The organism is Halomonas sp. AOP13-D3-9, from assembly GCF_052379125.1.
Lineage (GTDB): Bacteria > Pseudomonadota > Gammaproteobacteria > Pseudomonadales > Halomonadaceae > Vreelandella.
Window position 1 is genome coordinate 19450 of sequence record NZ_JBQSYH010000006.1, and the last position, 14526, is coordinate 33975.

The 14526-nt window shown below is 55.4% G+C and carries 11 protein-coding genes; all 11 read right to left on the reverse strand.

Going from position 1 to position 14526, the window contains the following annotated elements; all coding sequences use genetic code 11:
- Positions 1-74 precede the first annotated feature (74 nt).
- On the reverse strand, positions 75-914 hold the full coding sequence (gene pstB, locus ACT3UM_RS08000; protein ID WP_498897703.1) for a phosphate ABC transporter ATP-binding protein PstB: 840 nt from the start codon (positions 912-914) through the stop codon (positions 75-77).
- Between the two features lie 26 nt (positions 915-940).
- The gene (gene pstA, locus ACT3UM_RS08005; protein ID WP_498897705.1) at positions 941-2107 is read right to left on the reverse strand and encodes a phosphate ABC transporter permease PstA; all 1167 of its coding nucleotides are present in this window, start codon (positions 2105-2107) and stop codon (positions 941-943) included.
- 18 nt (positions 2108-2125) lie between these two features.
- On the reverse strand, positions 2126-3376 hold the full coding sequence (gene pstC, locus ACT3UM_RS08010; RefSeq protein ID WP_498897707.1) for a phosphate ABC transporter permease subunit PstC: 1251 nt from the start codon (positions 3374-3376) through the stop codon (positions 2126-2128).
- 95 nt (positions 3377-3471) lie between these two features.
- Entirely contained in the window at positions 3472-4485 is a 1014-nt protein-coding gene (locus ACT3UM_RS08015; protein ID WP_498897709.1) for a substrate-binding domain-containing protein, read from the reverse strand.
- A gap of 130 nt (positions 4486-4615) precedes the next feature.
- On the reverse strand, positions 4616-5347 hold the full coding sequence (locus tag ACT3UM_RS08020; protein WP_498897711.1) for a sulfite exporter TauE/SafE family protein: 732 nt from the start codon (positions 5345-5347) through the stop codon (positions 4616-4618).
- Between the two features lie 22 nt (positions 5348-5369).
- Entirely contained in the window at positions 5370-6566 is a 1197-nt protein-coding gene (locus ACT3UM_RS08025; RefSeq protein ID WP_498897713.1) for a Bcr/CflA family multidrug efflux MFS transporter, read from the reverse strand.
- A gap of 139 nt (positions 6567-6705) precedes the next feature.
- The gene (locus ACT3UM_RS08030; RefSeq protein WP_035583852.1) at positions 6706-7224 is read right to left on the reverse strand and encodes an STAS domain-containing protein; all 519 of its coding nucleotides are present in this window, start codon (positions 7222-7224) and stop codon (positions 6706-6708) included.
- Entirely contained in the window at positions 7214-8407 is a 1194-nt protein-coding gene (locus ACT3UM_RS08035; protein ID WP_498898024.1) for a PP2C family protein-serine/threonine phosphatase, read from the reverse strand. Before ACT3UM_RS08035 ends, ACT3UM_RS08030 begins: the two co-directional genes overlap by 11 nt.
- Positions 8408-8415: 8 nt before the next feature.
- Positions 8416-9237 (reverse strand): MlaA family lipoprotein, encoded by an 822-nt coding sequence (locus ACT3UM_RS08040; protein ID WP_498897715.1) that lies wholly within the window; start codon positions 9235-9237, stop codon positions 8416-8418.
- Positions 9238-9269: 32 nt separating this feature from the next.
- Positions 9270-10391 carry a beta-ketoacyl-ACP synthase III gene (locus ACT3UM_RS08045; RefSeq protein ID WP_498897717.1) on the reverse strand — a complete coding sequence of 374 codons (1122 nt, stop codon included), beginning with the start codon at positions 10389-10391 and terminating at the stop codon, positions 9270-9272.
- Positions 10392-10487: 96 nt separating this feature from the next.
- The gene (hrpA, locus tag ACT3UM_RS08050; RefSeq protein WP_498897720.1) at positions 10488-14504 is read right to left on the reverse strand and encodes an ATP-dependent RNA helicase HrpA; all 4017 of its coding nucleotides are present in this window, start codon (positions 14502-14504) and stop codon (positions 10488-10490) included.
- Positions 14505-14526 lie beyond the last annotated feature (22 nt).

A 14526-nucleotide genomic window follows, 5' to 3' on the forward strand; every position in this document is an offset into this window, starting at 1 on the left:
ATATTAATGGGTAAAAAAATGCTGACTCGCCAACAGGCCCACCATCAAGGGTGGGCCTGTTTGTTACACGTTAATTAACCGTAACGACCAGAGATATAGTCTTCGGTCTTCTTCTGCGCCGGGGTTGAGAACATCACTTTGGTGTCGTTGTACTCAATAATTTCCCCCAGGTGGAAGAACGCCGTATAGTCCGCCACCCGCGCCGCCTGCTGCATATTGTGGGTCACGGTAATGATGGTGAATTTCTCTTTCAGCTTGTCCATCAAGTCTTCGATGGTAGCGGTCGAGATCGGGTCAAGTGCTGAGGTCGGCTCATCCATCAAGATGACATCGGGCTGTACCGCAATGGCACGGGCAATACACAGTCGCTGTTGCTGACCGCCTGACAATGAAGTGCCCGGCTCATGCAGCTTGTCTTTCACTTCGTTCCAAAGCCCGGCGTCGCGCAGTGCCTTTTCAACCAGCTCTTCTTGCTCAGCTTTGCGGCTAACCAAATCGTGCATACGCGGTGCATAGGCGACGTTTTCAAAAATCGACTTGGGAAACGGGTTGGGCTTTTGGAATACCATTCCCACCCGACGGCGCAGCGCCACTTCGTCCATTTTTGGCGCATTAACGTCCAGCCCATCCATTTCGACCAGACCCTCGGTACGTACGCTGGGAATCAGATCATTCATACGATTCAAGCAGCGTAGAAAGGTCGACTTACCGCACCCCGAAGGGCCGATCAACGCCGTCACATTTTTCTGGAACAGATCGATATTGAGGTTATTCAACGCCTGGTTTTTGCCATACCACAGGTTCAAATCGCGAATCCGGAAACTCAGGTCGTGGCACGCCGCTTCATTTCGTGTATAAGGCTGCCCAACCGCAGGTGTCTGCTGGCCGTTCATTACAGGTGCTTGGCTATTCATAGTACTTTCCTCTATAACGGGCTGGCCTACCAGCGACGCTCAAATTTCTTACGCATCACAACGGCAAAGGCGTTGAGTGAGATGAGTATGGTGAGTAGCACCAGAATACCGCCGGCGGTTTTTTCCACAAACGCCTGTTCAGGCTCACCGGCCCAGGTGAATATTTGCGCTGGCATCACCGTTGCCGCGTTAGTAAATGAAACGCCCACGTCAGGGATAAAAGCCACCATCCCCACGATAATCAATGGTGCAGTTTCACCCATCGCTTGCGCTAAGCCGATAATAGAGCCGGTCATAATACCTGGCATGGCGAGAGGCAAAACGTGATCCCGCACCACTTGCCAGCGCGAACAACCCACCCCGAAGCCTGCATGGCGAATGGATTCCGGCACGCTGCGCAGCGCGGTACGTGTCGAGATAATAATCACGGGAAGCGTCATCAGCGCCAGCGTCATGCCGCCCACCAATGGGGACGAACGCGGCACCCCGAAAAAGTTAATAAAGATAGCGAGGCCCAGCAGACCAAACAGAATCGACGGAATCGCAGCTAGGTTATTGATGTTAATTTCAATAATTTGGGTTAAGCGATTATCCGGAGCAAACTCCTCCAGGTACACCGCCGTCATTACCCCGATGGGGAAGGATATCGCTAGGGTGACGATCATGGTCATCACAGTGCCTACGACTGCCGATAAAATACCGGCGTACTCAGCAATTTTTGAATCACCATTGGTAAAAAACGTGGTGTTAAACCGCATATCTACTTGGCCAGATTCAACCCGCTCATCAATAGCGGCCTGCTGTTCGGGGCTTAAGCTATTTCGGTGCCCTTTTAGATACTGATCGACCTCGCTGGTCGCCAATACCCAGTCGCTTTCACTAGTGCCGATCATTCCGGGGTTGTTGCGTAGCTCCATCGGGATTACACGAACCATTGTGCGACTGATGATGGGTAGCAACTCTTCATCAAACGCCTGCCGCCCGTCGGTTTCGGCTTCTTCGGTGTAGTTGATCTCGACTTGTATATACGCCTGCTGAAAGGCGGGCAGACCTTTATTCAGCATATCGGCAAAAAACAGCACCAGGAACAAGCCAGCTAAGCCTAGCGACCCCATGGTGATCCATTTAAGGCGGGCAGACTTTCGGTGACGCCGCTTAAGCTGCTGGCTGATTTCGTCAAAAGAGTGGCTCATCGCAACAGTTCCTCAGCGTTACAGGTTATTGACGCGGTATTTTTCACGGAAACGACGGATCATCAGCACAGAAACCAAATTGAGAGCCAACGTCACAACGAACAGTACTAACCCAAGTGCAAAGGCGGAGAGCGTTTCAGCACTTGCAAACTCCTGGTCACCGGTTAATGCCGCCACAATACGCACGGTCACCGTGGTCATATCTTCCAGCGGGTTTGCGGTTAAGTTGGGGCGCATGCCAGCCGCCATGACCACAATCATGGTCTCGCCCATAGCTCGGGACATACCCAACAGCGACGCGGAAATAATCCCCGGCATTGCGGCGGGCACCACCACATCACGAATCGTCTCGCCTTTGGTCATCCCCAGGGCTAGCGACCCTTGACGCATGCTGTCAGGCACTGCGTTGATCACATCGTCAGAAAGCGAGGAGATAAAGGGAATAATCATAATGCCCATCACAATACCGGGCGCCAACGCATTGTTATAAGACGCATCCAGGCCAAAAAAACCAGCGATATTGACAATGATCGGCGCGACAGTAATGGCGGCAAAGAAGCCGTATACCACGGTAGGTATACCGGCCAATACTTCGAGTACCGGCTTAGCAACGGTACGCACATTGCGCGGCGCGTACTCCGACATGTAAATCGCCGACAGCAAACCAATGGGTACTGCCACTAACATCGCAATAGCAGTAATCATAAAGGTACCGGCAAAGAGCGGCACCGAGCCAAACTCTGCCCCACCACCATCACCACGCCCTGCTGCGGCTAGAAAGCTTGCTCCAGGATTCCAGGTGGTGCCGGTGATAAACTCCCAGAAGCTGTGCATTTGGAAAAAGCGCAGCGCCTCGGAAATAATCGAAATCAAAATACCAAAGGTTGTCAAAATGGAGATTAACGCTGCACTGGCCAGGATCAGGCGAATCACCCGCTCAATGGCTTGTCGCGCATGAAAATCGGGTTTAACTTGATTAAGACTTAACATTAAGCCTATGGCAGCCACCAATAAACTCGCTGCGAGCAAATAGAGCGTGGGGATATCAGCGCCCAATAGCAGTAGTACAAAAGCCCCCAGCGCACTAACCAGCAATGCTGGCCCAGCGGTGGAAAGCACGGTAAACCAGCCATATTGATCTGGTTGAGCAAACATCGCCGTGCCCGCGCTACGTAGACGAGTGGCTTTTGAACGGCCAGCAAAAAAAGCCAGCAGCCCCAGCAGCAATAACGCACCGCAAAATATCAGAAGAAGCTGGTTGGTCTGCATCGCATCTCTCTCACGTCGTCACCGGTTAAGAAGCTTATTAACAATAATAGGTCGACAGCTTTCGCTGCCGACCATTTACATCACTAACTCAATACTTACTGAAGAACATCTACTGACATGGTAGTGCGGTCTGCGACAGCCTGGCGCCACTCTTCGCGCTCACCTTCCGGCAGCACGATCAAGCCGATATCGCGCAGGTAGCCGTCATCGCCAATCATCATTTCGCTCATAAACATGTCGGCGTAGTCATACAGCGGCGGCACTTCTTCAGCGTGCTGGTTCTTCACGTAGAACCACAGTGAGCGCGCTACCGGGTAATCACCCGAGCTAATAGCTTCTGGCGTTGCCTCAACACCGTCAATGGTGGCGGCATTCAGGGTATCGGTATTCTCTTCCAGGAACGAATAGCCGAAGATACCAAAGGCTTTAGTGTCTTCAGACAGGCGCTGAACGATCAGGTTGTCGTTTTCACCCGCGTCGATATACACACCGTCAGAACGAACATCGGTATAGCCTTCATCACCGTAAGCACCTAGCTCTTCAGAAGCGGTTTCCATAACCAGCTCTTCAAAAGCGTCGCGGGTACCTGAGGTAGTCGGCGGACCATAGATGGAGATTTCACGGTCCGGCAGCGATGAGTCGATCTCGCTCCAGTTGGTGTAGGGGTTTTCAACCAGTTCGCCATCTACCGGCACCATGGCGGCTACCGCCATGAAAATCTGCTCATGAGTCAGGTCAACAACATCGTTGCTGCTGGACTGGCCAAGTACGATACCGTCAGAACCGATTTTAGCCTCGGTGATGTCGGTAACGCCGTTCTCTTCACAACGCTCAAACTCAGATACTTTCATGCGACGAGAAGCGTTAGTAATGTCGGGAGTGCCTTCACCAACACCGTTACAGAACAGGCGCAAACCGCCGCCCGAACCTGTTGATTCAATAACAGGTGTTGGGTTGCCGGTAGTCGCACCGAACTCTTCAGTTACGTAGCTGGCAAACGGGTAAACGGTACTGGAGCCTACGATACGGATCTGATCACGGGCTTGAGCAACACCGGCAACGCTCATTACAGCAGCCGCGATAACGGTGGTTTTTAGAATACGGTTCATGCGAAATACTCCTGTTCATGTAGGGATCTGGCCTTCGCAAGGCATACCTTGCACGGTTTCTATGACAACTTCATGACATGGAAAAGAACGCAGAAAAAATTTCGTTACCGGGAAGCAAACAAGCCTTACATCACCACAACAAACCTAAGGCAGCGAGGGTGCATAACGCTAGTGAGGCGCCTTGTAGTAGGCGTCGATCCAAGCGGTGGGCGACGGTATCGGCCAAGGCATTACCGATTAACACCGCGGGCAGGAAGGTCAGCGCGACCTGAAAATGCCAGAGTTGAATCTGGTCAGCCAGGGCGAGAGTGACTAAGGTCAATAGAGAGGTCAAAATGAAAAAAGCGGCTAAATTGCCGCGCACGCGATCCGCCGGAAGACCGTGCATCAGTAGCACAATGGGCGGGCCGCCAATGGCGGCGACGGTGCCGAAAATACCGGAGAGTATCCCCGCGCCAAACATCGTTATGCGATTTACCGGCAGTTGAAAGCGGCACAAGGTGACGAGTACCGCAAACAGGACGATGACCGCAATCAGCTTTTCTAGCAGAAACATAGGCGCGGCGAGCAGCAACCAAATACCCAGCGCATTGCCTGGAAGGCGCCCCACTAACGCCATACTAATGGAATCCAGGCGCACCTCATGCCAGTAGTGACGAACCATCATCAGCGAAACGGTAAAGCCAAACAGCACCAGAGTGACCGGCACCAGCCTCGGCTCAAGCATCAACAGTAGCGGCGCACCGATAACGGCTAAACCAAAACCGGTAGCGCGCTGTACAAAGGCGCCCAGCAGAAGTACGCCGGAACAGGCCAACCAGGTACTCATGGGCATATTGACCCACGCTAGCAGGCTATTCATCAGTGCTGTTCATCCCTGTCAGTCATACCTGCTGGTCTTCCACACTGGGCGCCTTGGTTAATTTGCGCACACCGATATTACCCACTAACGCAGCCCCCAGCATGGTGAGTACCATGGGCCAGAGGTGCTCAACCTCAAAAAGCCCTACCATCACGCCCGCGAGCGCACCGCAGGTAAACTGGATGCCACCCAGCAGCGCTGTGGCCGTGGCGCTGATATGGCCAAAATGATCCAACAGCGATGAGATCGCGTTGGGCGTGATCAGTCCGATCATGCCGGTAAACAGCATAATCAGCGGCACCACAAGCGCTAGCGTCGCTATATCCAAGGCGGTCACCGCCACTAGCCCTAGCGCCGCCACCAGCTGTATCAGCAACCCTAGGCGCAAATTTTGCTGGGGGGTGCGCTTGCGCAGCAGGTGGATATTGACCCGGTTAGAGAGCGCAATGACCACCACATTGACCCCAAAAACGAACGGATAGGTGCTTGGCGAGAGGCCAAAATAATCAAGATACAGAAACGGTGAAGCGGTCACGAAGGCGAATAGCCCCGCAAAGGAAGCCGCTACCGCGCAGATATAGCCCATGCCTTCACGGTGTTTAAGCACGCTGGCGTAGTTGCGGATTACCTGCCGCGGTGAAGCGGCAGGCAGCGACATATCGCGGGTTTCAGGCAGGCGCGTTCCAAGCAGCCAGAGTAAAAAACCCGCATAGACAGCCAGGAACACAAAGATCAGCCACCAGCCGGCAATATGCAGCAGTAAACTCCCCACGGTAGGCGCCACTAACGGTGCCAACATCATGATCATCGCCATGGTGGACATCACTTTGGCGGCCTCGCGCCCGCTAAAGCAGTCGCGCACAATCGCCGCCGAGTTGACCACGCAGGCCCCGCCTCCTAGCGCCTGGATAAACCGCCAGACCAGCAGCGTGGGCAAACTGTCCACCAGGGTGATAGCCAGGCTTGCCAGCATAAAAACCACTAGGCCACTCAGCAGAACAGGCTTCCTACCTAAGCGATCCGATAGCGGCCCAAAGCAAAGCTGGCCCAACGCAAAGCCAAACAAAAACACGCTAATGGAGAGCTCAGTACGGTGAATACTGGCGCCGATGCTCTCCGCAATAACCCCCATGGCAGGCAAATACGCGTCGATAGCAAAGGGCGCCAGCGCCGTGTTGGCGGCAACCAACAGGGCTACCCGGCGAGGATTAAGATCCATGGGTCTCCTTAAGGCGATGATATACGCACTGGAATAGATAGGCCGCTAATCATAGCCGATTTCAAGCCATTTGTCGGGGTTGGTCGCTATCGATCAATAGCCCTGGAGATGGCCAGGGGCTTCTTAGGGTGAGGGATGTTTAATGGTGCGTAGTGGCGTCTTGCGACTCGAGCATCTCTACCAGTGGCTGAAACTGCTCACGGTTATGCTCGTTCATATGCATTAGAATGCGGTGGGCTTCCAGGATCCGGTCGCGCAGCCCTTCTTCATCTGCGGGCTCTTGGGGAAGTTCTTCAAGCGCATTATTGAGCGTAGCTGCCTGCTGTAGCGGCGCTTCCATCAGGGTGAAAAAGCGCGCAAACCCCATCACGTCCAACATCTGCCGCACGTCGGGATTATCGACAATAATCGTTGGTGATTGCTCCAGGCGCCCTTTCACCGCCATGGCGACCTTGGCCAGAAAGCCAAGCGCCGTGGAGTCCACATTGGTCGCTTCACGCAGGTCAATCAATACGGCACGCAACCCCGGCGTCTCGGCGAGACGTTGGGCTTGGGTATCCAGCGTGGCGCAGAGCGTCAAACGCACATCACCACACAGTTTTAGAACAAAAACACCAGAATCGAACGCCGCTTTAATGCGGCCCTCTTCAATCAGCATGACCAAATCCGCTCACCATCATGATTGTTAGATCATCGGGTAAAGCATCGCGCTCTTGGTTGGCATCAAACTCCGCATCCCCTTCTGCAAGGAGAGCATTCGTCTCTGCCAGCCGGTCGCGCAACTGCTCAAGCGTGACACTCTCGCTTACTAATTGCTCAAGCTCCTTGAGCCGCGTGTCGAGCGTTTTACCCGGCAAGCATTCCAATACACCATCTGAGCAAAGCCATAAACGAAATTCGTTCGGCAAAGCACAGCTAAGCGAAGGATACTCCACATCGGGGAAAAGGCCTACCGGCATTCCCTCGCCTTCTAACCGGCTTAGCTCGCCCCCAGCCGCTAACAGGGGCATGGGAAGCTGCGCGCCGAGCGAATAGTGCAGAGTATGCGCCTCATGGTCAATAACACCGACAAATAAGGTGGCATGTTTGCCGATATCAGTGCCCTGCAGCTCGCGGTTCATCGCCTTTAGCCAATCTGGCGGCAGATTTTCTGGCTGCTGGCCATCCCACTCACTCAGCCAGCGGTTGCATAGGTATTTGAGCAGCACCGTGACGAACGCCGACGAGGCGCCATGGCCCGATACATCGGCGAAATAGAAGGCGCTATAACGCTCGTTATAGCGTTGATAATCGAGGAAATCACCGGATAAATAGAGCGAAGGGGCAAATACGTAGTCGTAATACACCCCATTAATCACTTTGGGGCGTAGCGGTAGTAAACGCCGCTGGATATGACCGCCGCTCTGCTGATCCATGCGCAGCAGGGCCAAGTGAGTCTCCAGGCTCTCATTTAGCTCCGCCAGGCGCGCATGGTCACGCTCACGCTCCAACGCCAAATCGTTAAGCTCAATGGCCTTGCGGATCATGCGGCGCAGCAGTTCAGCGTGACGCAGAGGGTGGACGATATAATCCACCAGCCCCACATCAATCGCCTTAATCAAGTCGGCATCCTGACGCGAGTCGCTGACCACCAGTGTCGGCAGGCGGCGTGTCAGTTGCGTCCACTGCTGCCTGGGCACCGCTCGCGCGTGGGCAACAATAAGCGCCGTATCAGGGGGCAAATGCTCGATATCATCCGATGCAAAAACCCACATGCCGTCGCAGGTAATTGCTTCAGCCAGCGCATCGCGCTCACGACCTGGTTCGTCGATCACCGCGATCAACTGCTTAGAGTGATCCATCATAAGCCTCAATCAGCGACGTTGCCGCTAGAGCCGCTATCATCCTGGTCACTGTCTTCAAAATCGCTGTCATCGAACTCGAAGGTTTCGCTGGCAAAGGGGTCATCGCCCAATTCTCCATCGCTCACCTCAAATTGGCGGCTCTGTAAGTAAGCGTCACGAATAAAACGGTAGCGATCACCGCGAATTAATTCTTCCTGGTCAAGCAAACCCGCACGAATATCAATCACATTGAGCGCCGTAAGGCTTAGTCGAACGGCGTCGTCGTCTACGTAATACAACGGATACGACGTCATATCAGCAGGCAAGCCGGTGGTGTCCCGCAGCGTGCTGGGGCCCAACAAAGGAAGCACCAGATAGCGCGAATCTTGCCAGCCCCAAACGGCCAACGTTTGGCCGAAATCTTCTTTATCCGCGGTAATTTCCATCAGAGTGGCATAATCCAGCAAGCCACCAATACCTACCGTGGAGTTAATCAGAAAGCGGGAGGTTGCCAGGCCTGCGTTGGCAGGCTTGCCCTGCAGTACACTATTAATGGCAGTGCGCACTTCGCCTAAGTTAGCGAAAAAATTGCCCACCCCGGTTTCCACTGGGTCAGGGGTAATAGTGCGATATCCTTTTGCCACCGGCTTAAGCGCATAGCGATCCAGCACATCGTTAAATGCAAACACTTTGCGGTTAAAGCCTTCCCAGGGGTCCTCTGGAGCAGCATTTTCTGCCATTTGCGTGCTGGCACAGCCGCCGGTTGCGAGTAACGTCACCAGCAGTAGTGGCCCCCCTTTGCTACGCAGCGAAAGCGCAGGCTTGTCTTTATTTAACCACTGCCACATGACATTTTCCTTTTTTCAATTCCGCAGCGCACTTATAGACGCCGGATAACCACATTGCCTGCGCTATAACCTGCCCCAAAGGAGCAAATCACACCAATATCACCCGCTACAAGCCCCTCGCGATGGAGATGAAAGGCGATGATGGAGCCTGCTGAGCTGGTATTGGCATAACGATCCAAAATGATCGGCGCCTGGATTTCACTGGGGTCATAACCCAATACTTTGCGGGCAATCAGATCGTTCATATGCCGGTTGGCTTGGTGTAGCCACATACGCTTGAGATCGCTACCGCTTAACTCCAAGGAGGCCAAATGATCAGTGATCAATTTAGCCACCATCGGGCAAACCTCTCTAAATACCCGTCGACCTTCCTGCACAAACAGCTTGTCCAAGGCCAGCGGGTCACTGTCCGTTACGCGATTTAGAAACCCCGCATTATTGCGAATCGCGTTGGAAAACTTGGTGACCAAGCGCGTGCCGAGTATTTCAAACTGCTCGACAGCTACGGCATCGGCGCTATTTTCTAATACTACAGCGGTACAAGCATCGCCGAAAATGAAGTGGCTGTCACGGTCTCGAAAATTAAGATGCGCTGAGCAGATTTCAGGATTGACCACCAGCGCGCGCTTGACGCTTCCGGAGGCTATCGCATTGGCAGCGGTTTCCAAAGCAAACGTCGCTGAACTGCAGGCCACGTTCATATCAAACCCATAACCGCTGGTTCCCAGCGTTTGCTGCACTTCTACCGCCACTGCAGGGTAGGCGCGCTCTAGGTTTGAGCAGGCAACAATGACCAGTTCAATGTCAGCAGCATCCACCTGGGCCGCGGCAAGCGCTTGGCGGGCGGCAGCGGTGGCCATCTCACACTGAATCGAAGGTTCGTCATTACCCCGCTGCGGCAGTTTAGGCCGCATACGCTGTGGGTCAAGTATTCCTGAAGCGTCGAGCACATAGCGGCTCTGAATACCGGACGCTTTTTCGATAAACTCGCTGCTGGAGTGGGCAAGCGGTTCACGCTCACCGCGCTCGATGGCCTCAGCGTGTTGCCCATTCTCGGTGTCTACCCAAGCGTTAAATGCCGCCACCAGGGCTGCATTATCAATGGCGTGTTCCGGTGTATAGAGCCCTGTCCCGGTAATCACCGCATTTATCATCTACCTCTCCTTTTCACCGCGGCTTACGCCAGGAAGCTTAAACCGCCACCCATACCATTACTGTGTGCGTTTAACGCGCTTTTTTCCACCCCGCGGCTAAACGTTAATTATCTCTTGCCAGCGCTTTTCCAGTCGTTTTACCGACACCACCATACTAGTACCCAACTGCTGGGCGAATAGCGACACTCTAAGCTCTTGCAACCACCAGCCAAAAGCGACCAGTTCTGGGTCTTCCACCCGCCCGCGCCGCTCGCTCTCGCGGCGGGCATCAAAGCGGGCCTCTAATGACTGGACTTCTTGCATCATCATTTGATCGCGACCGCGTTCACGGGCGGCTTTTTCAAGCCGAATGAGTGCCGCTTCGGTGTAGCGCGGGTATTCGTCCAGCCAAGCGCCAGCATCGCGGATAAAGCCGGGATAGACCAAGCGCTGCATCTGCGCGCTGACATCGCTGTACACCAGCGCCAGGGCAAAATTAAGCTTGCCTTTGAGCAGTTTACTAACGGCTAGATGGCCCTGTAGCGCGGCTTCTACCCGCACCAGCAGAGCTTTCGCTTCGTCAACCAGTTGGTTGTGTGTTTCTGCTAGGCGCTGGCTAAACTCCCCTTCCGAGCGCGGCAGGGGGTGCTGAGCAATCACCTGGGTGAACACCGCGAGCAGCAGATCGTCAATCAAGGCTTGCTTGCTGCCCACTTTGGCGAACAGCAGCGCGCACTTCTCAACACCCGGCAGTTGCTTAATCGCCTTAACCTGTTCGGGAAGCTTTGCAATGCCCAGCCGGGCGATGCCCTCCTGGTGGGCGGCGTCAGCTTTAGCAGGGTGATCAAATAGCGCTACTTTGAACTCGTTGGTTTCAGCGACCAGGGCAGGATATGCCTCTACACGAATGCCTGCCTGGGTGGTGACCCGGGAGGCAGGCAGCGGCGTTTTGGGTAGCCCGGCAACGGCGGGCTCATGGCTAACCTGTTCGGCCAGCGCCTGGGCACCTGCGCTGGCGGCGGCTTCAAAGCGCTGCTCCAGGGCGCGTAGATCACGCCCCTGCCCCAGGGTTTCACCGGTGTGGCCGACAACGCGAATATTCATGATCAAATGCGGCTCGAGCAAGTCTAGCCGCCAGTCGTCGGGATGCACCCGGGTCGATGTTCGACGGCGAATAAACTCACCCAACGCCTCGGTTAACGGGCGCTGATCAGGCACCAGTGTTTCCAGCGCCGCATCCACCCAATCGGGAATCGGCACCACCTGGCGGCGGATGCTTTTCGGCAGTGACTTCAGCAGCGCAATACACTTTTCACGCAGCAGCCCAGGCACCAGCCACTCCAAGGCATGTACAGGCACTTGCGGCAGCATGGCGGCGGGAACGGTCAGAGTAACACCGTCATCTTCGGATTCAGGGTCAAAGTGGTAACTGACCGGATAGGCCACGCCCGCCAGCATTAAATGATCTGGATACTGCGCCTGAGTAACGTCATCGGCATCCCGCGCCTTAAGCGAATCAATATCGAAATGCAGTAATTGCGGCTCTTGCTGCTCGGCCTGCTTGCGCCAGTGTTCAAAGCCCTTGCCGTTGACGATGTCAGCCGGAATCCGCTGATCGTAAAAATCAAACAGCGTATCTTCATCGACCAGAATGTCCCGCCGCCGAGCACGATCTTCCAGCGCTTCGACTTCGTCGATGAGTGCGCGGTTATGGGCAAAGAAGGCGCCTTTGGTTTGAAACTCTCCTTCCACCAGCGCCCGGCGAATAAACAGCTCCCGAGACTCCTGAGGGGCGATGGGGCCATAGTGCACCCGACGCCGCGCCACAATGGGCAGGCCAAACAGCGTAACCTGCTCAAAGGCCACTACCTGGGCGCGTTTCATTTCCCAATGGGGTTCGCTGTAGCTGCGCTTAACCAAATGCTGCGCCTGGGGTTCGATCCACTGGGGGTCGATCTTGGCCACGGTGCGGGCAAACAGTTTGGAGGTTTCTACCATCTCGAACGCCATGATCCACTTGGGCGACTTCTTGGCTAACCCTGAACCAGGATGGATCATAAACTTGCGGTTGCGGGCACCCAGGTACTCGCGGTTCTCCACCAGCGTACCCAGGTTAGAGAGCAGCCCTGAAAGTAGCGCCTGATGAACCTTGCCTGAAGTTTTACGCCGCGTTTGACGCGCCTGCTCTTCGCTCTCGCCGTCATTGCGGGGCGGCGGCGCGGGCACGTCAATGTCCATATCGCGCAGCAGTTGGCGCAGTTGGCGGAAGGTGTCGTGCCACTCGCGCATGCGCAGGTAGTTGATGTAGTGCTCGCGGCACCAGCGGCGCAGCTGATTGCCCGACAGCGCCTCGCGGGCATTCTCAATGCCGTGCCAGAGGTTGAGCAAAGCGACAAAGTCGGAATCCGGGTCGTGCCAACGCTGGTGGGCTTGGTCGGCGGCCTGACGCTTATCCGCGGGTCGGTCACGAGGGTCTTGAATAGCCAGCGCCGAGACCACAATCAGCACATCGCGCAGGCTGCCGATTTCGGCCCCCGAAAGCACCATGCGCGCTAAGCGCGGGTCAATCGGCAGCCGCGCCAGCTTACGTCCCAGCGGGGAAAGGCGCTGCTTTTCATCCACTGCGCCCAGCTCGAACAGTAGTCGAAAGCCGTCTTTAACAAAGCGGCTATCCGGCGGGTCAACAAATGGAAACGCTTCAATATCCCCAAGCTTTAGCCCCAGCATCGAAAGGATGACCGACGCTAAGTTGGTGCGCTGGATTTCGGGGTCGGTAAAGCCGGGCCGGGAGAGAAAATCCTCTTCGCTGTAGAGGCGAATGCACACGCCTTCGGCGATCCGTCCACAGCGCCCTTTCCGCTGGTTGGCGCTGGCTTGGCTAACCGCTTCCACCGGTAGACGCTGGATCTTGGAGCGGTAGCTGTAGCGGCTGATACGCACCAATCCTGGGTCAATCACGTAGCGAATGCCGGGCACAGTCAGCGAGGTTTCCGCCACGTTGGTGGCGAGTACAATGCGCCGCCCGCGGTGCGGCGCAAACACGCGGTTCTGCTCTTCGTTGGAAAGCCGTGCGTAGAGCGGCAGAATTTCGGTGCCCTTCAGCTCGGCGCGGCGCAGGGTATCGGCGGTTTCACGAATCTCGCGCTCGCCGGGTAAAAACACCAGCACGTCCCGGGGGCCGTGTAGCCAGCCTTTTTCGCGCTCAACGGCTTCAATCTCTTCCACCGCGTGGAGAATGCCCTCTTGCAGCGTACGGTCTTCTTCATCGTCCTCATCGCGGACCAATGGCCGGTAGTGCACCTCCACGGGGTAGGTGCGCCCGGTGACTTCAACCACTGGGGCGGGCGTTTTGGCCGTACCGAAGTGCTTGGCAAAGCGCTCTACGTCGATGGTCGCTGAGGTAATGATGATTTTTAGATCGGGCCGCTTGGGCAACAAGCGCTTGAGGTAGCCAAGCAGAAAGTCGATATTCAGGCTGCGCTCGTGGGCTTCATCAATAATGATTGTGTCGTAGCGCAGCAACAGCGGGTCATTCTGCGTTTCGGCCAGCAAAATTCCGTCGGTCATCAATTTAACCAGCGTACCCGGGCTGCTCTGGTCGCTAAAGCGCACCTGATAGCCCACCTGCTCGCCCAGGGAGACTTGAAGCTCTTCTGCTAAACGCCCTGCCACGCTTCGGGCAGCCAGGCGACGCGGCTGGGTGTGGCCAATCAAACCACGCCGACCACGCCCCAGCTCCAGACACATTTTAGGTAGCTGGGTGGTTTTGCCCGAGCCGGTCTCCCCTGCCACCACCACCACTTGGTGATCGCGTATCGCGTTAACGATATCTTCTTTTCTTTCAACTACCGGCAGTTCAGGTGGGTAATTCAGCGCGACTTGTTGGGCTTCACGCAAGCTGAGCTGTTGCTGAGAGCGATTAAGCTCACGCTGCACTTCATCCAAACCACGGCTAATAGGCTTGTTATCGCGCTGACGGCGGTACAAACCAGCCAAGCGACGTTCCAGCCGTTCGGCATCACGCAACATCACACTCCCTGCCGCCTGTTGCAGCGACGCGAGACGTTGGCTATCGGTGGGGGCTGGGGATGTGTCGGTGGTCACGATTGAGTCGGCTTCCATTCGCTTGGGCATTTAACAAGAGACGTCTAAAAAG